The 21,799-nt window shown below is 37.7% G+C and carries 23 protein-coding genes and 3 tRNA genes; 8 read left to right on the plus strand and 18 right to left on the minus strand.

The annotated features are described in order from the left end of the window. Positions 1-159: 159 nt before the first annotated feature. From ABS768_RS16765 to ABS768_RS16805, 9 genes are all read right to left on the minus strand, one after another. On the minus strand, positions 160-777 hold the full coding sequence (locus ABS768_RS16765; RefSeq protein WP_408076112.1) for an alpha-ketoglutarate-dependent dioxygenase AlkB family protein: 618 nt from the start codon (positions 775-777) through the stop codon (positions 160-162). Beyond that, complete coding sequence (locus tag ABS768_RS16770; protein WP_408076113.1) at positions 764-1,009, minus strand: Ada metal-binding domain-containing protein; 246 nt, start codon at positions 1,007-1,009, stop codon at positions 764-766. Before ABS768_RS16770 ends, ABS768_RS16765 begins: the two co-directional genes overlap by 14 nt. Positions 1,010-1,011: 2 nt before the next feature. Continuing rightward, positions 1,012-1,725, minus strand: a complete 714-nt coding sequence (locus ABS768_RS16775) for a 2OG-Fe(II) oxygenase (protein WP_408076114.1) — start codon at positions 1,723-1,725, stop codon at positions 1,012-1,014. Positions 1,726-1,736: 11 nt separating this feature from the next. Then, positions 1,737-2,585 carry a bifunctional helix-turn-helix domain-containing protein/methylated-DNA--[protein]-cysteine S-methyltransferase gene (locus ABS768_RS16780; protein WP_408076115.1) on the minus strand — a complete coding sequence of 283 codons (849 nt, stop codon included), beginning with the start codon at positions 2,583-2,585 and terminating at the stop codon, positions 1,737-1,739. A gap of 122 nt (positions 2,586-2,707) precedes the next feature. Next, on the minus strand, positions 2,708-3,382 hold the full coding sequence (locus tag ABS768_RS16785) for a hypothetical protein (RefSeq protein WP_408076116.1): 675 nt from the start codon (positions 3,380-3,382) through the stop codon (positions 2,708-2,710). A gap of 4 nt (positions 3,383-3,386) precedes the next feature. Continuing rightward, the gene (locus ABS768_RS16790) at positions 3,387-4,637 is read right to left on the minus strand and encodes an AAA family ATPase (RefSeq protein WP_408076117.1); all 1,251 of its coding nucleotides are present in this window, start codon (positions 4,635-4,637) and stop codon (positions 3,387-3,389) included. Between the two features lie 111 nt (positions 4,638-4,748). Next, positions 4,749-4,830, minus strand: a tRNA-Leu gene (locus tag ABS768_RS16795). Positions 4,831-4,885: 55 nt separating this feature from the next. Then, positions 4,886-4,958 (minus strand) — tRNA-Lys (locus ABS768_RS16800). A gap of 37 nt (positions 4,959-4,995) precedes the next feature. Beyond that, a tRNA-Lys gene (locus ABS768_RS16805) sits at positions 4,996-5,068 on the minus strand. 128 nt (positions 5,069-5,196) lie between these two features. Between ABS768_RS16805 and ABS768_RS16810 the strand changes: the two genes are divergently transcribed. Then, positions 5,197-5,712, plus strand: a complete 516-nt coding sequence (locus ABS768_RS16810) for a shikimate kinase (protein ID WP_408076118.1) — start codon at positions 5,197-5,199, stop codon at positions 5,710-5,712. A 2-nt stretch (positions 5,713-5,714) separates the two neighbouring features. Here ABS768_RS16810 and ABS768_RS16815 read toward each other — a convergent pair whose 3' ends face one another. Both ABS768_RS16815 and ABS768_RS16820 read right to left on the minus strand, forming a co-directional pair. Beyond that, a complete protein-coding gene (locus ABS768_RS16815; protein ID WP_408076119.1) occupies positions 5,715-6,209 on the minus strand; it encodes a phosphoribosyltransferase family protein in 495 nt (164 codons plus the stop codon). Positions 6,210-6,269: 60 nt separating this feature from the next. Beyond that, on the minus strand, positions 6,270-6,674 hold the full coding sequence (locus ABS768_RS16820; protein WP_408076120.1) for an RNA-binding S4 domain-containing protein: 405 nt from the start codon (positions 6,672-6,674) through the stop codon (positions 6,270-6,272). A gap of 81 nt (positions 6,675-6,755) precedes the next feature. Between ABS768_RS16820 and ABS768_RS16825 the strand changes: the two genes are divergently transcribed. Then, positions 6,756-7,655: an FKBP-type peptidyl-prolyl cis-trans isomerase gene (locus ABS768_RS16825; RefSeq protein WP_408076121.1), complete on the plus strand. Its 900-nt coding sequence runs from the start codon at positions 6,756-6,758 to the stop codon at positions 7,653-7,655. Between the two features lie 164 nt (positions 7,656-7,819). Here ABS768_RS16825 and ABS768_RS16830 read toward each other — a convergent pair whose 3' ends face one another. Both ABS768_RS16830 and ABS768_RS16835 read right to left on the minus strand, forming a co-directional pair. Next, positions 7,820-8,773 (minus strand): transketolase family protein, encoded by a 954-nt coding sequence (locus tag ABS768_RS16830; protein ID WP_408076122.1) that lies wholly within the window; start codon positions 8,771-8,773, stop codon positions 7,820-7,822. 80 nt (positions 8,774-8,853) lie between these two features. After that, positions 8,854-9,702, minus strand: a complete 849-nt coding sequence (locus ABS768_RS16835) for a transketolase (protein WP_408076123.1) — start codon at positions 9,700-9,702, stop codon at positions 8,854-8,856. Positions 9,703-10,161: 459 nt separating this feature from the next. Between ABS768_RS16835 and tgt the strand changes: the two genes are divergently transcribed. From tgt to ABS768_RS16865, 6 genes are all read left to right on the plus strand, one after another. Continuing rightward, positions 10,162-11,292, plus strand: a complete 1,131-nt coding sequence (gene tgt, locus ABS768_RS16840; protein ID WP_408076124.1) for a tRNA guanosine(34) transglycosylase Tgt — start codon at positions 10,162-10,164, stop codon at positions 11,290-11,292. Positions 11,293-11,313: 21 nt separating this feature from the next. Continuing rightward, positions 11,314-12,396, plus strand: coding sequence for an LptF/LptG family permease (locus ABS768_RS16845; RefSeq protein WP_408076125.1), 1,083 nt, complete (start codon positions 11,314-11,316; stop codon positions 12,394-12,396). Next, positions 12,383-13,276, plus strand: coding sequence for a DMT family transporter (locus ABS768_RS16850; protein WP_408076126.1), 894 nt, complete (start codon positions 12,383-12,385; stop codon positions 13,274-13,276). Before ABS768_RS16845 ends, ABS768_RS16850 begins: the two co-directional genes overlap by 14 nt. A gap of 67 nt (positions 13,277-13,343) precedes the next feature. Further along, the gene (locus tag ABS768_RS16855) at positions 13,344-14,297 is read left to right on the plus strand and encodes an acetyl-CoA carboxylase carboxyltransferase subunit alpha (RefSeq protein ID WP_408076127.1); all 954 of its coding nucleotides are present in this window, start codon (positions 13,344-13,346) and stop codon (positions 14,295-14,297) included. Between the two features lie 154 nt (positions 14,298-14,451). Continuing rightward, entirely contained in the window at positions 14,452-16,008 is a 1,557-nt protein-coding gene (gene dnaB / locus ABS768_RS16860; protein ID WP_408076128.1) for a replicative DNA helicase, read from the plus strand. 318 nt (positions 16,009-16,326) lie between these two features. Beyond that, positions 16,327-17,589, plus strand: a complete 1,263-nt coding sequence (locus ABS768_RS16865) for an asparagine synthetase B (RefSeq protein ID WP_408076129.1) — start codon at positions 16,327-16,329, stop codon at positions 17,587-17,589. Positions 17,590-17,619: 30 nt separating this feature from the next. Here ABS768_RS16865 and ABS768_RS16870 read toward each other — a convergent pair whose 3' ends face one another. The 5 genes from ABS768_RS16870 to thrS form a co-directional block, all read right to left on the minus strand. Then, the gene (locus ABS768_RS16870) at positions 17,620-18,381 is read right to left on the minus strand and encodes a hypothetical protein (protein ID WP_408076130.1); all 762 of its coding nucleotides are present in this window, start codon (positions 18,379-18,381) and stop codon (positions 17,620-17,622) included. 98 nt (positions 18,382-18,479) lie between these two features. Next, positions 18,480-18,824: a 50S ribosomal protein L20 gene (gene rplT, locus ABS768_RS16875; RefSeq protein WP_035135856.1), complete on the minus strand. Its 345-nt coding sequence runs from the start codon at positions 18,822-18,824 to the stop codon at positions 18,480-18,482. A 98-nt stretch (positions 18,825-18,922) separates the two neighbouring features. Beyond that, entirely contained in the window at positions 18,923-19,120 is a 198-nt protein-coding gene (rpmI, locus tag ABS768_RS16880) for a 50S ribosomal protein L35 (protein WP_084596089.1), read from the minus strand. A 59-nt stretch (positions 19,121-19,179) separates the two neighbouring features. Then, complete coding sequence (gene infC / locus ABS768_RS16885; protein ID WP_408076140.1) at positions 19,180-19,734, minus strand: translation initiation factor IF-3; 555 nt, start codon at positions 19,732-19,734, stop codon at positions 19,180-19,182. Positions 19,735-19,753: 19 nt separating this feature from the next. Then, positions 19,754-21,706: a threonine--tRNA ligase gene (gene thrS / locus ABS768_RS16890; protein WP_408076131.1), complete on the minus strand. Its 1,953-nt coding sequence runs from the start codon at positions 21,704-21,706 to the stop codon at positions 19,754-19,756. Positions 21,707-21,799 lie beyond the last annotated feature (93 nt).

Raw genomic sequence — 21,799 nt, forward strand, 5'->3', positions numbered from 1 at the left:
TTGTAGAGACTAACTACATGTATACTAATTTAATAAAAAATATAACACGAATTTATTGCCAATTTTTTTATTACGGAATACACATAAATGCAATAAAAAAAACCTTGTACAAATCAATGTACAAGGTTTTCATGTTTTGTGACCAATATCGTATTGCTATCAGATATTTTCCTCTTCAATAGTTCTAAAGGTTAGGTTTACCCGTGGAGTAGTGATTTTTTTAGTAGGAGGTAACCGGTGAAGCCAATGTTCTTGTGTGGTATCTTTCATTACCAATAAGCTACCGTGTTCTAAAAAGAGTTCTATTTTCTCTTTGCTTTCCTTGTGTTTAAAAGCAAATTTTCTTTCTGCTCCAAAACTCAGCGAACCTATCGCTCCGTTTTTCTTTAGGTCTGTTTCTCCGTCGCTATGCCATGCCATGCCTTCATTTCCGTCGTGGTATAGGTTAAGCAGGCAGGAGTTAAACGTTTCCCCTGTTTCCTTTTCCGTCAAAAGTTTTAGTTCCAGTAGCTCTTTTGTCCAGGGCAAAGCATGCTTTGTAGTGTTTGAATAGGTGTACTCAAACGGCTTTTCTCCATACCATGCTACCTTACGTTTGGTTATTATCCTTTTCCCGAAAATTACTGCTTCATCATTTCGCCATTCTACAGTTTCCAAAAGCCTTTTCAGGTAAAAGTCAGCCTGTTCTCTATTTAAAATCCTACCGTAATAATTGACTGTTCCCTCATACGGAAGCCAGTTTTTTTCTTTACCGGTTGTTTGGTCAAATAAGTCCATCTTTCCATTTTTTGTATTCCGTTTTCATGCAATGCCCACAGGGACGGAACTGATTCTCTCTGGCCTCCTGTTCTAAACTGAAGAAAACCCTGTTTTGCTGTTTCATCCGTTTCCCTGACTTGCAGGATAAAAGTCCGTAGATTTTAAGTTTTTTGTTTCCGGCAAAGCTTATTTCCCTGTTCTTAATTTTAGACCTTAAAGATATAGCAGATATTTCAATATGTTGTATCATGATTAGCTAACAGCATCGTGAAAAATAATCCCTAAGCTGTGACGGCTGCCCGATTTTACTTCGCTAACGCCGTGTTTCATATTAACCCTGTAATAGCCCTTGCTTCCTTTTTCGGGTTTAAAGTTTGTGGTAAAAATCAATACATCGCCTTTTTTGGGTTTTAAAACTATCGCTTTAGACTGGGCTCTCGGGATTTGTTGTGTGAGCACAAATTCCCCGCCTGTAAAGTCGGTATCGGGTTCGTCTAATACAAAAACAACCTGAATAGGGAAATAAATATCACCATATAAATCCTGATGTAAAGTATTAAAACCACCTTTGCCATATTTTAAAATCAGTACAGTGGCTTTTTCCTGTCCGTTTTCATGGCATTGCCTAAGCAGCTCTTCGTGATTTGACGGAAAAGACGCATTTATTTTCAATGCTTTAAACCAAGCATTGGCAATAGGAGCGAGGTAAGGGTAAATGTTTGTCCTCACAGTTTGAATAATATCGGGTAACGGATAAGTAAAATACTTGTATTCGCCTAAGCCAAAGCGATACCTGGCCATTGTTACGGTTTTACGGTACAGTTTTGAATTATTGTAATTGCTTTTTAATGATTCGCATTGCTCTCCGGAAAGTAAATTTGGGATAATTGCATAACCGTTTTGGTGCATTGTTTCGGTAATCGTTTTCCAATCGGTGTTCTCTATTTTCTGAATGATATTCTCCATTGGTTTATCTTTTAGATTTGAGAATCAACCTTAGCACCTTCCCAGCCTATAATAGCCGTTTTACGGGTGCTTCCCCACATGTATTCTCCAAAGTTTCCGGTAGACTGTATTACCCTATGGCAGGGGATAAGGTAGGCAACAGGATTGCTGCCAATAGCTGTTCCTACAGCCCTCGATGCATTAGGGTTGCCTATGCTTTCTGCCAACCTGCCATAGGTTGAAAGACCTCCCATTGGAATTTTTAACAGGCTTTCCCATACCTTTAACTGAAAATCAGTACCTTTTAAATGCAGTTTTATTTTGTTTAGTTTGCTCCAGTCATTTTGAAAAATGAACAGTGCATTTTGTTGCATTAAGTCCAGTTTACGCTGAAATGCAGCGTTAGGGAATTTGTTCAGCAGGTTTTTTAATGCCATTTCATCATTCTCTTCAAATGCCATATAACAAATTCCTTTTGGAGTGGAGGCGACTATTAGTGAACCAAACGGACTTTCGGCAAAACTGTAGTTTATTTGCAGGTTTTTACCACCGTTTTTATATTCCATAGGAGTCATCCCCTCTATATTAATAAACAGGTCATGTAGCCTGCTGGTGCTTGAGAGTCCGGTTTCGTGAGCAGTATCAAACAAAGTAGCCTTTTCTTCTTTCAGTATTTTTTTTGCATGCTCAATGCTTATAAACTGAAGGAACTTTTTAGGGCTTGTACCTGCCCAGTCGGTAAACATTCTTTGAAAATGCGACTGACTGATATGTACCTTGTCTGCAATTTCATCCAGACTGGGCTGCGATTTGAAGTTTGCCTTTATATACTCAATCGCTTTTGCAATCCTCTCGTAATTAAGTTGATTTTGTGTTTCCATTTCTCTGAATCTTATACTACAAATTTCTTAATGATTAAGCGGTTATAAAATCCGAAACCTGCTATGTTTGGAGAATACAGGAAAGGTATTAAAAAATAAAACCCGTTACAAAACGGGTTTATTTAGATATCCTCCTCTGATTCAGAGTTGTTTTTATTATAAGCATCTATAGCCAAATTTAAACTATCTATAAATAACGCAAAACTTTCATTATTTTTATAGCAATTTTCAAATGATTTTTTTTCATTAAATTTTTTAGCGATGGTTCTATAGTTGTCTTCATCTTTGGCTGCTATATAAAAACCATGCTCTTTTGTTAGAACAGGATTAAGTTTTGTGATACATCCAGATGTTTTATTACAAATAGCAGTTTTAGTTGGAAAATAAATAGGTAATAGCCAACATTCTATATGATCAATTGCAATTGCAAATATTACTTTTTCAGAACACAGTTCAAAAACTTCTAAGGTAATAAATTCGATTATTTTGTCTTTAACTATTTCAAAGGTACCTTTTATATCTAAACCGTTAAACTGTATAACACAATCTTTAGGAATATCAGCACCTTTTAAAACATCACAATCAATGTGTATTATAATAAGTCCGTCATTATAGGGAAGGGACTCTTTGAAATCATTTGATTTACAATATTCAATGACTAAAGGCCACCCTCCTGGCTCTCCTTTTTTTGGTTGTAAGGGATTTAGAATTATATCTTTGTCATTTAGACGTTTTTGAATAATGGCTTCAATTATGATTTGATCTGTAACGCCTTCAGATATGATTGATATTTCCATTTCTTTAGAAATTTTTAGGTAGTCCTCCAATATATCCTCTTATAAATGCTTCAGATAGTCTGACCGTATTAATACCATCAATTGATTTTGGAGGCTTTATTCTTTTTGCTTTAGTATGACCGTCGGCATTTCTATAAATAACAAATAAACGTTGGTCATCTTTGCTCAAGTCTAGTCCATCCAAAATAGAAGGATTATGTGTCGTTAAAATTACTTGTTTCTCTTTTTGTTTTGACAATGTAACTAACCTTTCAATTAATTCTTTACATAATTTTGGATTTAAAGCATTATCGATATTGTCTATCGCAAAAAATTCAGGCGTCTCATTACTTAAAAAAAGACTAAAATAGAATAGTAAGTAAAGAAATCCTTCATTAGCACTACGTTGGTCGAAATATTCAATAGTATCTTTCAGGAATTTGTCCTTTATATTTAATCTCATTTCAGTAAAGGAAAGATCTGAAGGAACTTCTAGAGATTCAAACCAGTTTATGAGTTTTAAATTGTCACATAATTCTTGGCAAAAAGAATCATTTTCTTTAAATAAACTGACTAAATGCTTAAACAATCCTTCTCCTTTTATACCTATTGGGTATATTTGACCTTCTTCTTCAAAACGTCTTAAAAAGTAATTTTCAGGCGTGTAGATTAAAAAATTTGAAAAATTAAATTTCTCTATTAACTGATGATTATGACTAAATATAAAATCAGATTTAATAAATGGATCCTTGAAGCTTTCAATTTGATTATTATAATAGTCGGTCAATAGATTTTTAAAGACTTCTGTAATTTCATCAGAATTTTTTTCTTTTTTTGATTTTGCTTTTTTAATGAAAATATTTTTAAGTTCTTCGTTTTCCGTAAATAGAGAAAAAAATTCATTAAATTTATAATCAGATAGTTGAATATTTATGTTAGTGTCAATATCATTAATAATCAAGTTTTTGTTCTTATAGTCAATCTTAAAATTAACTGTTTTATCGTCTATATTTGTTAGCGATAATTCAATTTTATTATCTTTATCAAACTTTGAAAATGCTGATTTCATCAGCTTTGGCTCAGTTACTCTAACTCCTCTTGAAACAAGAAATTCTTGATCTAGTTTATTGGAAATCGCTGAACTAGCTAGAGCTATACCTTCAAGAATTGATGTTTTGCCACATCCATTCTCACCTATAAAAACATTTACTCTTCCAAGTTCAATTTTTAAATCTTTTACTGACTTAAAATTTTTTATATTGATTGATTTTAACATCAAATTTTTCTTTAAAATTAATAAAAGTAAATATATTATCTAAGTATAGATTCAAAATTGTAAAAAAGCTTTCAAAACAAGAAAGTTGATTTGAAAGCTTTTAGTTAATTGTGACCATGACTGGATTCGAACCAGCACGCCTTGCAGCACCACCCCCTCAAGATGGCGAGTCTACCAATTCCTCCACATGGCCTTTAGGTATAAAGCAAAAAAAAAAGTTAAGCATAAAAGAACGCTTAACTTTTTTGTGACCCGACTGGGGCTCGAACCCAGGACCCCAACATTAAAAGTGTTGTGCTCTACCAACTGAGCTATCGAGTCATTGCTTTCAGGGATAAATAATTTTGGTCTTTCTTAGTGACCCGACTGGGGCTCGAACCCAGGACCCCAACATTAAAAGTGTTGTGCTCTACCAACTGAGCTATCGAGTCATTATTCATTCCCTGAATGCGGGTGCAAATATACGCATGTATTCTTTATAATTCAAAGCGAAAATGTCATAAATTTGAGTTTTTTTTTATTAATTTATTTAACGCCTTAATTTATAGGGATTTATTATATGAAAAAAATTTTGCTGTCAGGCTACATGGCCTCCGGGAAGTCAACAATTGCTCAGTTATTGTCAAAAGCATCGGGAATTCCCTACAGGGATTTGGATGATATTATAGCAGAAAATGCTCAAAAAAGCGTTTCCGATATATTTTCGGAAGATGGAGAGATAAAATTTCGCAAAATGGAACATGAAGCTCTTAAAGCCGTTCTAAGCGACGATAAAGGTTTAATACTTGCCTTAGGGGGCGGAACGCCTTGTTATGCCAATAACCACGAGTTTTTAAAGTGTGATGATGTTATGTCGATATATTTAAAGGCGAGTATACCCGAACTATTAAAGAGATTAAGAGCAGACGGGAAGGAAAGGCCGTTGTTTGATAAACAACCACCCGAGGAGCAGGAGGAGTTTGTAGCCAAACATTTGTTTGACCGCAGTTATTTTTACCATCAGTCAAAACACGTAATCATGACAGATGGTAAAACAACCGAAAATATAGTTAATGAGATTATGAGCCTGTTTTAAGCTTAGCTTAAATAGGCATACTCTTCATTATCATTAAATACTACATGTATATGTTCCTGTAGTGAGGTAGAAAGCGATAGCCCTTTAAAGTCGGCTTTAACGGGGTATTGCTTGTGGTTACGGTCTACAAGTACCGCGGTTTTAAATTTTTTAAGCGGAACATGAAGAAAATGCTTAACGCCATATATAAGGGTAGTCCCGCTGTTTAATACATCGTCTACCAGTACAAGGGCCTTGTTGGCATATTCTTCGGCAGGGATAGAGGTTATTACTTCTTCAATAGGGTTTTGCTTGTTTATTTTTACCTCACACAGGGTAACTTTAAGATCAGAAATGTCGTCTACCATTTTAGCCAGTTTTTCGGCAAAAATATAGCCGTTAGACGCAATTCCGGCAATAACAATCTCCTGTTCATCTACAAAGGTTTCATATATCTGGTAGGCAATTCTTTTTGTTTTATGTTCTATTTCCTGTTGTGTAAGGATTATATTTTTCATGGATATTGTTTTAGTTCTTCAAAGATAAAAAGTGTTTGGGTATAACGAAGCTTTTAAAAGCTATATTTCGCTATCCTTTCCGGTAATAAAATCGTCGTCAAAATCATCGGCATAATCATCCAGGTCACGCCTGTCTTTTTTGGTAGGGCGTCCCGTACCTTTAGCGCGGTAATAATCTTTAGACAGTTTAAGCAGTTCCAGGTGTTCAAACGCTTCTGCCGGAGTTTCATCCTTACGGTAAATATCCACAAGTTTAGCCCCAACACGGTTTGGCGGAATGTCTAAAACGGTAAGTTTATAGTTTATCTGGTCTTTTCTTACGGTAAGTTTATCGGTAGGGTATACCTCACGCGATGGCTTTGCCTGCTGCCCGTTTATGGTTATATGTCCTTTCTTGCAGGCTTCGGTTGCAATATTGCGGGTTTTATAGTAGCGAATGCACCATAAATATTTATCTATCCTCATACTAAATCCTTAAATTCATTGTTATAAAGCAATACAAAAATAAATGAAAATTGTATCTTGCGCCCATTAAAAAAAATTAAAATGAAGAGATATTTGATGGCTTTAAGCCTGTTGTCTTTAGCTTTTTTAGGTTCATGTAAAAAGGATGACGATACTTCCTTAGCTCCGCCAAGGGATTATGGTGAGCAGTATGTGACCGATAAGGCTGATTTAGAAGATTATCTGAATACCCATTATATAGTTAGTGTTGATGAAGATTTTACTATAGTTATAGATTCTATAACCGAAGATAATCCGCAAACATCTATTTGGGATCAAACAGAATATCCTTTAATGACTAAGGTTGTTACTCTTGATGAGGTAGATCATACTTTATATTACCTTGTACTTAATGAAGGTGTAGGGGAGAACCCAACAAAATACGATCAGGTAAAAGTAGCTTACAGAGGCTGGAGGCTGGATGATGTTCAGTTTGATTACAACCCGTATCCTGAAAGTTTTAATTCGTTATTCGGGCTTATTACCGGATGGCAGGAAATAATTCCTTTGTTTAAAACAGGGGTTTATAATGATATTCCGGGCGACCCAAATCCGGCTAATTTTACCGATTATGGAGCAGGGGTAATGTTCTTGCCGTCTGCTTTTGGTTACTATGCAAATGCTCAGGTTAATATACCTTCATACAGTCCGCTTGTATTTAGTTTTAAACTGTATGATATGAATATTTTTGATTCAGATAACGATGGTATTCCAAACCGTTATGAAATAGACCCTGAAGACGGAGATATTTTAACGTATGATACTGATGAGGATGGTATTCCTAACTATCTTGATGCTGATGATGATAACGATGGTTACCCAACAAAAGATGAGATAACCATACCGGGTACTGATGAGGTATATGATTTTGAAAACATACCTACCTGCAGTAGCGGAATTAAATTACACCTTGATTCTGCCTGCCATCAGGAAATAGATTAAGCTATAAGAAAGATATTTTTAAAAAAAGCCTCTGCATGCAATTGCAGAGGCTTTTTTTATGTGAAGTGTTGTTATTATTTTAAAGTGAAAGTAACGGTAAAAGTGTAGATATAAAAAAAATCCCAACCGAAAGGTTGGGATTTTTAATGTATTGTAAGGGAGAATTACTTTCTCTTTATTACTTTTTCTACAGCAGCAACAATAGCTTCGTTGTTAAGCTTGTACTTGTCCATAAGCTGAGCAGGAGTACCACTTTCACCAAAACTGTCGTTAACGGCAACAAATTCCTGCGGAGCAGGATTGTTTGCAGCAAGCGTGCGTGCAACGCTCTCACCAAGACCACCAAGAATGTTGTGCTCTTCGGCAGTAACCACACATCCTGTTTTAGCAACTGATTTAAGGATAGCTTCCTCATCAAGTGGCTTAATCGTGTGGATATTGATAACCTCTGCAGAGATACCTTTAGTCTCAAGAGCCTCAGCAGCAACAAGTGCTTCCCATACAAGGTGACCTGTAGCAACAATAGTAACATCTGTACCTTCGTTTAGCATAACTGCCTTACCAATTACAAACTCTCCGTTCTCGAGAGTGAAATTTGGTACAGAAGGACGGCCGAAACGTAGGTATACAGGACCGTGGTGCTCTGCAATAGCGATAGTAGCCGCTTTAGTCTGGTTATAATCACAAGTGTTGATTACAGTCATGCCCGGAAGCATTTTCATCAAACCTATGTCTTCAAGTATCTGGTGTGTAGCACCGTCTTCACCTAGTGTTAAACCGGCGTGAGATGCACATATTTTTACGTTTTTGTCTGAATAAGCTACCGCCTGACGGATTTGGTCATAAACCCTACCTGTAGAGAAGTTGGCAAAAGTACCTGTGTAAGGAATTTTACCACCTATTGTCATACCTGCAGCCATACCAATCATATTAGCTTCGGCAATACCTACCTGGAAGAAACGCTCAGGGTGGTTAGCTTTAAAGTCGTCCATTTTAAGCGACCCGATAAGGTCAGCACAAAGGGCAACAACATTTTCGTTTGTTTTACCAAGTTCTGTAAGGCCTGCACCAAAACCAGAACGAGTATCTTTATTTCCTGTATTTGTGTATTTTTTCATTTTGCTAAAATTAGTAGTGAGAATTGAGTAGTGAGAATTCAGAAATCTCAAATCCCATGTCTGTTATCTCAAATCTTCTATTAATAATCTCCTAAAGTTTCAGGGTTTTGAGCTAAAGCTTTTTCAAGTTGCTCGTCGTTAGGAGCTTTACCATGCCATGCATGAGTATGCATCATAAAGTCTACACCGTTACCCATTTCAGTATGAAGCAATACACAAACCGGTTTTCCTTTACCTGTTTTAGCTTTAGCTTCAGTCATTCCGGCTACAACAGCCTCCATGTCATTACCTTTTTCAATATCAAGAACATCCCATCCAAAGGCTTCAAACTTAGCTCTAAGGCTTCCCATGTTAAGAACCTCGTCTGTAGGGCCGTCAATTTGTTTTCCGTTAAGGTCAACCGTAGCGATAATGTTGTCTACTTTGTATGCAGCAGCATACATGATAGCTTCCCAGTTTTGACCTTCCTGTAGCTCACCATCACCGTGAAGGCTGTACACAATGTGATTGTCGTTGTTTAATTTTTTTGTCTGGGCTGCACCTACAGCAACGCTAAGTCCCTGTCCAAGTGATCCGGATGCGATTCTTACACCTTCAAGTCCTTCGTGAGTTGTTGGGTGACCCTGAAGCCTTGAGTTAATGTGACGGAACGTAGCAAGCTCTGATACAGGGAAGTATCCGCTTCTTGCAAGCACGCTGTAAAATACAGGAGAGATGTGTCCGTTAGAAAGGAAAAAGATATCTTCGTTAATTCCATCCATGTCAAAACCTTCCTTACGGTCCATAAGTTCCTGGTAAAGTGCCACCATAAATTCAGCACATCCAAGCGAACCTCCGGGGTGTCCTGAGTTTACCGCATGAACCATTCGAAGGATGTCCCTTCTTACCTGAATCGTTAAATCGTTTAGTTGTTGTGTGTTAGCCTTCATTTTTCTAATAAGTTAAACTGGATGCAAAAGTAATTCTTATTTTTGCTACTGGCAAATTAATTTCACTTACTGAAAAAGCCGCTTCAGTAAACCGTTTTTTCGCTGTTTTTCTCCCCATACCCCTCTTTTCATTTCAATATCATTATCATATTCAATGTCATTGTCAATGTCAGTGTTTTGCATGTGTTTTGCAAAACGTTTGCTGGAGTTTTGATGAAACGTTTCTTTTTGATTGTTAAGGTTTTAGGTTTTTAAAGATGTTTTTTAGTAATTAATTTAAAGTCTTACTCTTAATAGGAATGTTGTTTTTAGTGTAAATTATTGATTACAGGCAGCAGCAAACAGTTAACAATTTTATTTTTTGCAGCCGTTTTGCAGATTTACCTTAGTGACCACCCTGTTTTTCAGTGCAAAAATCTCATATGTATTACCTATCTTTGCGCCTTGTAAAAACGGAATATGAAATTTGATTTAATTACCAAAGATCCTCAGTCTAAAGCTAGGGCCGGTTTAATTACCACCGATCACGGACCAATAGAAACGCCTATTTTTATGCCGGTTGGTACCGTAGCTACCGTAAAAGGAGTGCATCAGCGTGAGCTTAAAAACGATATTAACCCCGATATAATTTTAGGTAACACTTACCACTTGTACCTGCGTCCGCAAACCCCAATACTGGAAAAAGCGGGAGGGCTTCATAAGTTTATGAACTGGGACAGGAATATCCTTACCGATAGTGGAGGGTACCAAGTGTATTCGTTATCGGGTAACCGTAAGATTAAGGAGGAAGGAGTTAAATTCAAATCACACATTGACGGTTCATACCACTTTTTTTCACCCGAAAGCGTAATGGAAATTCAGCGTACCATTGGTGCCGATATTATTATGGCGTTTGACGAGTGTACACCATACCCTTGTGATTACCGTTATGCAAAACGTTCTATGCACATGACGCACCGTTGGCTGGATCGTTGTATTGCTCATCTGGAAAAGGTTCCTGTAAAGTATGGTTACGATCAGGCATTTTTCCCAATTGTACAGGGTAGTACTTACAAGGATTTAAGAGCGCAATCGGCTGAATATATCGCTAATGCGGGTGCTGTAGGTAATGCCATCGGCGGACTGTCTGTAGGGGAGCCGGCAGAGGAAATGTATGCAATGAGCGAGGTGGTGTGTAACATACTTCCGGAAGACAAGCCGCGTTACCTTATGGGGGTAGGTACCCCTATTAATATATTAGAGAATATTGCCCTTGGTATAGATATGTTTGACTGTGTTATGCCTACACGTAATGCCCGTAACGGTATGTTGTTTACGGCAAACGGTACCATTAATATTAAAAATAAGAAATGGGAGGACGATTTTTCTCCTATTGACGAAATGGGCATCACTTTTGTAGATACCGAATACTCTAAAGCGTACTTAAGACATCTTTTTGCCGCAAACGAATTTTTAGGAAAACAAATAGCAACCATACACAATCTTGGTTTCTATATGTGGTTGGTTCGTGAGGCTAGAAAGCATATCTTAGCGGGAGATTTCCGCGAGTGGAAAGAGAAAATGGTAAAACAAATGGGCCAAAGGCTGTAACTATATTCAAAACAAACCGGAGTGAAAATAATAGACTGGTACATTTTAAAAAGATACCTGGCAACGTTTTTTGTGATGTTGCTTATGTTTATTCCTATAGGGATTGTTATAGACGTATCGGAAAAAATAAACAAAATACTGGCTAAAAAAGTACCTTTTGCCGAGGTTGCCGGTTATTATGGTGATTTTACCCTGTATTTTGCCAATATGCTGTTTCCTATATTCCTGTTCCTTTCGGTTATATGGTTTACATCTAAACTGGCTAATAATACCGAGATTATTGCCATATTGGGGTCGGGTATATCGTTTATGCGATTTTTAAGGCCTTATCTTATAGGGGCTACATTTATATCGCTGCTGGCACTGGTTATGGGATTCTTTTTTGTACCAAAGGCCAGTAAAGGTTTTAATGATTTTAGATACACCTACTTAAAGAATAATGCTAAGATTAGGGAAAGTGACCAGGTATATAAGCAGGTTAACGATACCCAAAGTATATATGTAGGAACGTTTAACTATGTTTCTAAAAGAGGAAGCAAATTCAATCTTGAGACTTATAATGGTGATAAGCTTGTTTCTAAGATAAATGCTAATACCATTACATGGAACCCCCAGGATAGTACTTATACCTTATTTGGTTATAATAAAAGGATTGTAGGTGATGGAGCTACTAATGATGTAATTATAAGGGAGCCGCAAAAAGTAATGAAACTGCCTTTTGAACCCGATGAGCTTACCCCAACGGTTTATGTTGCCGAGACTATGACACTTGGCGAACTTAATAAATTCATTGAGAAAGAAAAGAGAAGAGGATCAGCTAACATAGATAGTTATTTGGTTGTAAAATATAAAAAGTATAGTATACCCGTTTCGGCATTTATCCTTACTATTATCGCCGTAGCCGTATCTTCCATGAAGCGAAGGGGAGGTATGGGAGTAAACCTGGCCATGGGAATTGGTTTAGCGTTTTCTTATGTGTTTTTTGATAAAGTTTTTGGTACTATGGGGGAGAAATCAAGTATGTCACCGCTTCTGGCTGTTTGGATCCCAAATGTAACCTTTGGTATTTTAGCTATTTTCCTTTTAAGAAATGCCCGGAGATAAATTAAAAAGTTATTTACACCTTCATTTAATAGTGTTTATATGGGGGTTTACTGCTGTTATCGGAAAACAAATTACGATTGATGCCCTTCCACTGGTGTGGTATAGAATGGGTATAGCAGTATTACTGGTTTTGCTTTATGCAAAAATCACAAAAGTTTCATTAAAAGTACCTGGTAAAACACTGGTAGGTTTCCTGTTTGCAGGGCTTGTAATTGCATTGCACTGGTTTACTTTTTTTAAGGCTATAAAAGTGTCCAATGTTTCGGTTACACTGGCATGTCTTTCTACCGGAGCCTTTTTTACCTCATTATTGGAGCCTCTCCTTTATGGACGAAAGGTAATATGGTATGAGGTAATGTTTGGACTGTTTGTAGTAGCCGGGCTATATATTATATTCAGTTTTGAGGGTGACTACCTGTATGGTATACTACTGGCATTATCATCGGCATTCCTATCGGCAACCTTCTCAGTTATCAATGGTAAATATGCCGTAAAGCATAACGCTACCCAGGTATCGTTTTGGGAATTGCTGGGGGGAGTGTTTTTCCTTACTATATATATGTTGTTTGCCGGTAACTTTACACCTCAGTTTTTCTCCCTTACGGTTGATGACTGGTTATGGTTGTTTGTACTGGCATCTGCATGTACGGCTTATGCATTTATAGCATCAGTTAAGGTAATGAAGTTTTTAAGTCCATATACCGTTATGCTTACTATAAATCTGGAACCTGTTTATGGGATAATTCTTGCGGTTTTAGTGTTTAAGGGGGACGAAAAAATGAGTCCTGCATTTTATTTAGGAGCTGCTATAATTCTTAGCACCGTGATATTCAATGGGGTAATAAAGAATTACCCAAAAAACAAACTTAAAAAAATATAATTCTTTCTTTCTAAAGGTAAAATTCTATCTTTGTAGTTCGAACTATATTAAAAAATCTGCCTGTACTATGGAATACTTAGATTTTGAGCTTCCGATTAAAGAGCTTGAAGATCAGTTGGATAAATGCACACTAATTGGTCAGGAATCGGATGTGGATGTATCTAATACATGTAAGCAAATTGAGAAAAAGTTAGAAGAAACTAAGAAAAGCATATATAAGAACCTAACTGCATGGCAAAGGGTTCAGCTTTCAAGACACCCTAGTCGTCCGTATACTATGGACTACATCAAGGCACTGTCTGACGGAACTTTCCTTGAGCTGTTTGGAGACCGTGGCTTTAAAGATGATAAAGCAATGGTGGGCGGGCTTGCAAAAATAGGCGATCAGTCGTTTATGATAGTAGGTCAGCAAAAAGGTTTCAATACCAAAACAAGGCAATACAGAAACTTTGGTATGGCTAACCCTGAGGGGTATCGTAAAGCGCTTCGCCTTATGAAAATGGCCGAGAAGTTTGGTATTCCTGTAATCACTCTTGTAGATACTCCGGGTGCATACCCAGGGCTTGAAGCAGAGGAAAGAGGACAGGGAGAAGCTATCGCAAGAAATATTTTTGAGATGGTACGCCTTAAAACACCTGTTATTACCGTTATAGTAGGTGAGGGTGCTTCCGGTGGAGCATTAGGTATTGGTGTTGGAGACAAAGTATTCATGCTGGAAAACACATGGTACTCTGTAATTTCGCCAGAATCGTGTTCTTCAATCCTATGGAGGAGCTGGGAGTTTAAGGAGCAGGCAGCTGAGGCATTAAAGCTTACTTCTTTCGACATGAAAAAACAAAAGCTTATTGATGATATTATTCCTGAACCACTTGGAGGTGCTCACTATGACAGAGAAACCACTTTTGAGAGCGTAAAGAAATTCATCTTAAAAGCACATAAAGAACTTAAAGACTTATCAACAGAGGAGCTGATTGAGAAAAGGATGGATAAGTACAGTAAAATGGGGGAGTTTAAAGAATAACCTTGTTTTAACGGCATTATTAATCCGAAGCCTTGCAGCTTCGGATTTTTTTTGAGTTATAAACAATTAATTAACTGTTTATCAACAGTTAATTAACATAAGGTTCTTAACAATTGCTTAACGCAACCATTTTAAATTTAATTACATTAGCATAATGGAAAACATCAGGAACGTAAACCCGGTAAAAGTTGATAAATCATCTATTATCAACTTGGAGAAAGGCAAGCTACCACCGCAGGCGCTGGACCTTGAAGAGGCTGTTTTAGGTGCCATGATGATAGATAAAAAAGGGGTAGACGAGGTAATAGATATTTTACAGCCGGATGCCTTTTATAAAGAGGCTCACAAGTTTATTTTTGAGGCCATAGTCCAACTATTTAACGACACCCAGCCAATTGACTTATTAACAGTTTCTGCTCAGCTTAAAAAGAGCGGAAAACTGGATCAGGTAGGTGGAGACTTTTATCTTATACAGCTAACGCAAAAGATATCGTCTTCTGCTCACATTGAGTTTCACTCAAGGATTATATTACAAAAATTTATTCAGCGAAGCCTTATCAAAATATCGAGCGAAATTATCGAAGAGGCTTATGATGAGACAACAGATATTTTTGACCTGCTTGATCAGGCAGAGTCAAAACTGTATGAAGTAACGCAAGGTAATATTAAGCGTAGTTCTGAAACGGCGCAGAGCCTTGTTATTCAGGCAAAAAAACGTATTGAGGAAATTGCAGGTAAGGAAGGGTTAAGTGGTGTTGCAACAGGTTTCCATGATTTGGATAAGCTTACATCGGGCTGGCAGCCCAGTGACCTTATCATTATCGCGGCAAGGCCGGGTATGGGTAAAACCGCTTTTGTACTTTCTATGGCAAGAAATATTGCTATCGATTTTAACCATGGTGTGGCAGTATTCTCGCTGGAGATGTCCTCGGTACAGCTAATTACCCGTTTGATTTCGAGTGAAACCGGACTGTCGTCTGAAAAGCTGCGTACCGGAAAACTTGAAAAACACGAGTGGGAACAATTAAGTATTAAAGTAAAGGATCTTGAAAAAGCCCCTTTATATATTGATGATACACCATCCCTTTCTATTTTTGACCTTAGGGCAAAAGCAAGGAGGCTTGCCTCGCAGTACGGAATCAGGATGATTATTATTGACTACCTTCAGCTTATGACCGCCGGTGGTGCGGCAGGGAAAAACGGAGGTAACCGTGAGCAGGAAATCTCGACCATTTCCCGTAACCTTAAGGCACTGGCAAAAGAGCTTAATGTTCCGGTAATTGCACTATCACAGCTGTCCCGTGCGGTAGAGACAAGGGGATCGAGCAAGAGGCCGTTACTTTCTGACCTTAGGGAATCGGGTGCGATTGAGCAGGATGCCGATATCGTATCGTTCATTTATCGTCCCGAATATTATAAGATTGACGAATGGGATGATGAAGAAAGATCGCCAACACAGGGACAGGCAGAGTTTATCGTGGCTAAGCACCGTAACGGTGGTTTGGATAACATCAGGCTTAAATTCGTAGGTAGTCTCGGTAAGTTTGATAACCTTGACGATTTCGCTTCGCCGTTTGACGAGCTTCCGTCAAGTATGAATGATAACGATAATGCCGGTATAATCAAAAACCTGCCTTCGGCAAACGAAGCCTTTGGCAGTAACATGAACAGCGGCGGCGGAGCGCATGATGATGACGATGTTCCGTTCTAAATAATAAAGAATAGCAAAGTAACCAATTATAACCCCGCAAGCATATGAATAACGACTTTTTACAAGCCAGTACAGAAGCCGAAAAAGCCCTTTGGGACATTGAAGTACACGAAGCAGAACATGTGGTAGTACTAGAGCCCTAAGGCGTAAAACATTATGTAACCTTAAAAATATAGAAAGCACATCGTTTGGATGTGCTTTTTTTATTTCTTTTTGATACTTTTATAATACCTTAAATTGTAAATCGTTACTCTATGTAAACTCATAGCTGTGTATTACCGCAGCTTTTAGTTTATCTTTGAATAAAATCTATTTAAAATGCTTAAAAAACAATTCATACTCCTATTATTTTTAATGGTCTCGTTTGCGGGCCGCGCTTCCATGATTTTAATACCTATGGATGAAAGTACGCAGCAAAACCATTTAAAGGCATATGGGATAACTTATTGGGTTTTGGAGAAGAATTATAAAGCCAGCTGGCTGCTTAATTACAGAGGAGGCTCATTTTTGCTTCCTGATGCCGAAGAGATAAGACGTGAATGCCAAATTAGGGGAGTGACTTTTGAAGTGATAAGTGACGGCGAGGCTAAGTCCATCCAGGATGAGATTAGCAGTCCGTCTCAAAATATGGAGACCGTTGTTCTTGAGAAAGCACCTAAGATTGCGGTATACACACCTGTAGGGAAGAAACCGTGGGATGATGCCGTAACATTGGTGCTTACTTATGCCGAGATTCCGTTTGAAAAAATTTATGACGAAGAGGTTTTAAATGATGCCTTGCTACTTTATGACTGGCTACACCTGCACCATGAGGATTTTACAGGGCAGTATGGTCGGTTTTTTGGAGCCTATCGCAATGCACCGTGGTATATAGAACAGAAGAAAGAGGCCGAGGAACTGGCAACAAAGCTGGGTTACAGTAAAGTATCTGAAGAGAAACTGGCTGTAGCTAATAAAATAAGGGATTTTGTAATAGGTGGCGGATTTATGTTTGCCATGTGTTCGGCTACCGATAGTTTTGATATTGCCCTTTCGGCAGATGGAGTAGATATTTGTGAGACGATGTTTGACGGTGACCCGAGTGATCCAAACTATCAGGCAAGTATTGACTATAATAAAACAATGGCGTTTAAAGATTTCCATTTGGAGCGTAACCCTGTGGTTTACGAATTCTCAGACATTGATATGACCACCAAGCGAAAGGTACTTATGGATAACGATTATTTTACGTTAATGGAGTATTCGGCAAAGTGGGATCCAATCCCTACAATGCTTTGCCAAAACCATACACAACTCGTAAAAGGCTTTATGGGACAAACCACATCGTTTGATGAAAGTTTAGTAAAATCGAATGTACTTATAATGGGGCAAAATCTTCAAAATGGAGAAGCCCGTTACATACACGGTACTAAAGGAAAGGGAATGTTTACTTTTTATGGAGGGCACGATCCCGAAGATTATCAGCATAGGGTAGGTGATGCACCTACGGTGTTAGACCTGCACCCTAATTCACCGGGCTACAGACTTATTTTGAATAATGTGCTATTCCCGGCTGCAAGGAAAAAGAAACTTAAAACATAATGAAAAGGCCTGCTTATAAGCAGGCCTTTTTTATTCAAAACGAATTTTATCTCTGTTGTTTTCTATATACTGTATATTTTGTTCAAAATATTTGAGCATAGATTTGTTCAGGAATTTTTTCCAGTCGGTATTTTCTTTGCGGTATATGCTTAACCATGCCATTGCATAAGCAACAATCTGTTCCGGTAAATAACCTTTTCTGGACATTTGCCAACCGCTTCCTTTTAAGTTTGAAAAGGTAGAGAAATTAAATCTTGTATTTCCTATAAATATTCCGAAACCATAAGCAACAGCTAATAGATCTGTGAGATATTCATCATTTTCTAAAAGCCACCCTTCATACAGAAGTATATAATGTGAAAGCTCGTGTGACATGGTTGCTATAAGTTCCAGTGGATTTTTAAGCTGTTCTTTTTCTATAGAAATAATAATATCTTCTCCTTTACTTTGATATGTTCCTGTTGCACCCATCCATGTTCCTTGTATGTTATCAGAAGGTGTGCTTAATAGTGTGCCGTCAGCCATTTCTATGGGGGTGTTTGAAAAGAATTCAAGTTTTATACCTTCATGAGGTATGTCCATATATATTTTTGTTTGTTCTAAAATAAACCAGGCATCTTCTTCTGTACCGTCAAACTCTTTATCATAAAATCTTTTAGTTGGTAAAATTGTTTCAATATTCTTATAATAATCAACTTCATTAAAGATAGATTTTATTGCAAGAAGTTTATCTTCTACCCATTCTTTGTCTTCAGGAGTAACAGGGAGTTTATCTTTTTTATTCCAAAACATAATTTGGTCAATATGGTTAATACAAGTAGCAATATAAATAAAAAACCCGCTCATTGAGCGGGTTTTATTATAAGTAAGATAATATATTGTTTACGTAATTATTTAACTTTATTAACGATAGCTGCAAAAGCTTCAGGGTGGTTCATAGCTAGGTCAGCAAGAACTTTACGATTAAGTTCAATACCGTTAGCTTTAACTTTACCCATGAATTGAGAGTAGCTCATTCCGTGTAGTCTTGCACCAGCGTTGATACGCATAATCCAAAGTGAACGGAAGTTTCTCTTCTTTTGTTTTCTGTCACGGTAAGAGTAAGCCATTGCTTTCTCAACCGCGTTTTTAGCTACTGTCCAAACGTTTTTACGTCTTCCAAAGTATCCTTTGGCTTGCTTCAATACTCTTTTTCTTCTAGCTCTTGAAGCAACTGAATTTACTGCTCTTGGCATAATTTTAAATGTTTTTTGTAGTAGGCGCTCCGTTATTAATGGGGAGACTTAAAAGCCATACTCCAGGGTTATTAAATTGTTTTAACCGGACTTATATATTAGATAAGTCTTAATTGCTCTTTCACGCTTCTTTCGTCAACTTTGTGAACAAGAGTTGAGTGAGTAAGAGCCAGCTTGCGCTTTTTAGATTTTTTTGTCAGGATGTGACTTTTGAAAGCGTGCTTTCTTTTGATTTTACCAGAACCTGTAAGCTTAAAACGCTTTTTAGCACTGGATTTAGTTTTCATCTTAGGCATTTTCTTCCTGTATTTAGTTATCTTACTTACTTGTTTTTAAACAAGGCTGTTATACCTTATTATTTCTTTTTCTTAGGAGCGATAAACATAATCATTCTTTTACCTTCAAGAACCGGCATAGACTCTACTTTACCATATTCTTCAAGATCCTGGGCAAGCCTTAAAAGAAGTATTTGTCCCTGCTCTTTGTATATGATGGAACGTCCTTTAAAGAATACAAAAGCTTTTAGTTTTGAACCCTCTTTAAGGAATTTCTCAGCATTTTTCTTTTTAAACTCGTAATCGTGCTCATCGGTTTGAGGACCAAAACGAATTTCCTTCACGGTAATTTGTGAAGATTTTGCTTTAAGCATTTTGTCGCGTTTCTTTTGCTCATAAAGAAACTTTTTATAATCCATGATCTTGCATACAGGAGGTGCAGCATTTGGAGAGATCTCTACCAAATCCAGTTCCATCTCCTCTGCCATTTGCAGAGCTTTAGATGTGTTGTACACACCCTGTTCCACATTATCACCCACCAGCCTGATTTCAGGTACGCGAATGTGATTATTTATCCTGTGGGGATCTTTTTTCTCTACGCGAGGGCTATATCCTCTGTTGTTTCTTATTGCTATGGCTATAAAAATTTAAATGTTAAACTTCAAATGGTTTTAATGTCTTATTTACTTCTTCCTCTACTAGGGCAGCAAATTGTTCTATAGACATTGTTTGGTTCGACTTACCTGCGTCACCGTGACGGCGTACAGATATCGTTCCGTTTTTCTCTTCTTCTTCTCCCACAATCAGCATAAACGGAAGCTTTTGAACCTCGGCTTCACGAATCTTTTTACCAATCGTTTCGTTTCTGTTATCAATTAGGGCGCGAATTTCGTGATTTTCCAGCAAATCTAAAACTTTTTTAGCATAATTTTCATATTTCTCACTAAGAGACAGTATGATAGCCTGCTCCGGCATTAACCAAAGCGGGAAGTTTCCGGCTGTATTTTCAAGTAAAATCGCAATGAATCTTTCCATTGATCCAAATGGCGCACGGTGAATCATTACAGGGCGGTGAAGCTCATTATCAGCACCTTTGTACGTTAGGTCAAAGCGCTCTGGTAGGTTGTAGTCCACCTGGATTGTTCCAAGTTGCCACTGTCTGCCCAGTGCATCTTTCACCATAAAGTCAAGCTTAGGTCCGTAGAAAGCTGCTTCTCCATACTCAACTACAGTGTTAAGACCTTTGTCTTTAGCTGCATTGATGATAGCGTTCTCTGCTTTTTCCCAGTTCTCTTCTGTACCAATGTATTTTTCCCTGTCTTCCTTATCACGAAGTGATATTTGCGCACTGAAGTTTTCAAATCCAAGCGAACCGAATACATAAAGTACAAGGTCGATTACTTTTTTGAATTCTTCATCCAGCTGATCCGGAGTACAGAAAATGTGTGCATCATCCTGAGTAAATCCGCGAACACGTGTTAAACCGTGAAGCTCACCACTTTGCTCATAACGGTACACAGTACCAAACTCAGCATAGCGTTTTGGCAGGTCTTTGTACGACCATGGTTTTGTATTATAGATCTCGCAGTGATGCGGACAGTTCATTGGTTTTAGTAAGAACTCTTCACCCTCGTTTGGAGTGTGGATAGGCTGGAAGCTGTCTGCCCCATATTTTGCATAGTGGCCTGAAGTTACATAAAGTTCCTTTTGACCAATGTGCGGACTCACAACCTGCTCGTATCCTGCTTTCTTCTGTGCTTTTTTAAGAAATTGCTCAAGGCGGTCACGTAGTGCGGCACCTTTAGGTAACCATAACGGTAAACCTTGTCCTACTTTGCTTGAAAAAGCAAAAAGCTCAAGCTCTTTACCCAGTTTCCTGTGGTCACGTCTTTTAGCCTCTTCCAATAGCTCAAGATACTCTGTAAGCTCTTTTTGTTTAGGGAAAGATATACCGTATACACGTGTAAGCTGCTTGTTTTTCTCGTCACCTCTCCAGTAAGCACCGGCAACGCTCATAATTTTTACCGCCTTAATAATGCCAGTGTTTGGGATGTGCCCACCACGACATAAATCGGTAAAGGTAGCATGGTCACAAAAAGTGATAGTACCGTCTTCCAGATTTTCAATAAGCTCAACCTTATACGGATTATTTTCACTTTTATAAAACTCAAGCGCCTCAGCTTTTGAAGCCGAACGCATTTTAAATTCGTGTTTCTCTCTGGAAATGGCAAGCACGCGGTCTTCAATGGCTTTGAAGTCCTTATCGGTAATGGTTTGATCGCCAAAATCTACGTCATAATAAAAACCATTGTCAATAGCCGGACCAATAGTAAGTTTGATGCCCGGGTACATTTCCTGCAAAGCCTGTGCCAAAACGTGAGAAGTAGAGTGCCAAAAAGCCTTTTTACCCTCTTTGTCGTTCCAGGTGTATAATATTAATGAACCGTCGGTCGTCAGTGGGGTTTTAGTTTCAACAGTTGTACCATTAAAGGAAGCCGAGATTACGTTTCTCGCTAATCCTTCACTAATGCTCATGGCAACGTCTATTGGCGTTACCCCTGCGTCAAATTTTTTGACTGAACCGTCCGGTAATGTAATATTTATCATTATTAAAATTTTATTGAATGCAAATATAACGTATTAACTATACAAAGGCAATATGTGAATAAAGGATTTAAAGTGAAAGTTTTGTTTGTTTTA

The organism is Flavobacterium rhizophilum (assembly GCF_046000485.1).
Taxonomy (GTDB): domain Bacteria; phylum Bacteroidota; class Bacteroidia; order Flavobacteriales; family Flavobacteriaceae; genus Flavobacterium; species Flavobacterium rhizophilum.

Bases quoted from the DNA above. Each gene is read 5' to 3' on its own strand.
- ABS768_RS16765 (WP_408076112.1), bottom strand. From the start codon at position 777: ATGGACTTATTTGACCAAACAACCGGTAAAGAAAAAAACTGGCTTCCG.
- ABS768_RS16770 (WP_408076113.1), bottom strand. From the start codon at position 1,009: ATGATACAACATATTGAAATATCTGCTATATCTTTAAGGTCTAAAATT.
- ABS768_RS16775 (WP_408076114.1), bottom strand. From the start codon at position 1,725: ATGGAGAATATCATTCAGAAAATAGAGAACACCGATTGGAAAACGATT.
- ABS768_RS16780 (WP_408076115.1), bottom strand. From the start codon at position 2,585: ATGGAAACACAAAATCAACTTAATTACGAGAGGATTGCAAAAGCGATT.
- ABS768_RS16785 (WP_408076116.1), bottom strand. From the start codon at position 3,382: ATGGAAATATCAATCATATCTGAAGGCGTTACAGATCAAATCATAATT.
- ABS768_RS16790 (WP_408076117.1), bottom strand. From the start codon at position 4,637: ATGTTAAAATCAATCAATATAAAAAATTTTAAGTCAGTAAAAGATTTA.
- ABS768_RS16810 (WP_408076118.1), top strand. From the start codon at position 5,197: ATGAAAAAAATTTTGCTGTCAGGCTACATGGCCTCCGGGAAGTCAACA.
- ABS768_RS16815 (WP_408076119.1), bottom strand. From the start codon at position 6,209: ATGAAAAATATAATCCTTACACAACAGGAAATAGAACATAAAACAAAA.
- ABS768_RS16820 (WP_408076120.1), bottom strand. From the start codon at position 6,674: ATGAGGATAGATAAATATTTATGGTGCATTCGCTACTATAAAACCCGC.
- ABS768_RS16825 (WP_408076121.1), top strand. From the start codon at position 6,756: ATGAAGAGATATTTGATGGCTTTAAGCCTGTTGTCTTTAGCTTTTTTA.
- ABS768_RS16830 (WP_408076122.1), bottom strand. From the start codon at position 8,773: ATGAAAAAATACACAAATACAGGAAATAAAGATACTCGTTCTGGTTTT.
- ABS768_RS16835 (WP_408076123.1), bottom strand. From the start codon at position 9,702: ATGAAGGCTAACACACAACAACTAAACGATTTAACGATTCAGGTAAGA.
- tgt (WP_408076124.1), top strand. From the start codon at position 10,162: ATGAAATTTGATTTAATTACCAAAGATCCTCAGTCTAAAGCTAGGGCC.
- ABS768_RS16850 (WP_408076126.1), top strand. From the start codon at position 12,383: ATGCCCGGAGATAAATTAAAAAGTTATTTACACCTTCATTTAATAGTG.
- ABS768_RS16855 (WP_408076127.1), top strand. From the start codon at position 13,344: ATGGAATACTTAGATTTTGAGCTTCCGATTAAAGAGCTTGAAGATCAG.
- dnaB (WP_408076128.1), top strand. From the start codon at position 14,452: ATGGAAAACATCAGGAACGTAAACCCGGTAAAAGTTGATAAATCATCT.
- ABS768_RS16865 (WP_408076129.1), top strand. From the start codon at position 16,327: ATGCTTAAAAAACAATTCATACTCCTATTATTTTTAATGGTCTCGTTT.
- ABS768_RS16870 (WP_408076130.1), bottom strand. From the start codon at position 18,381: ATGTTTTGGAATAAAAAAGATAAACTCCCTGTTACTCCTGAAGACAAA.
- rplT (WP_035135856.1), bottom strand. From the start codon at position 18,824: ATGCCAAGAGCAGTAAATTCAGTTGCTTCAAGAGCTAGAAGAAAAAGA.
- rpmI (WP_084596089.1), bottom strand. From the start codon at position 19,120: ATGCCTAAGATGAAAACTAAATCCAGTGCTAAAAAGCGTTTTAAGCTT.
- thrS (WP_408076131.1), bottom strand. From the start codon at position 21,706: ATGATAAATATTACATTACCGGACGGTTCAGTCAAAAAATTTGACGCA.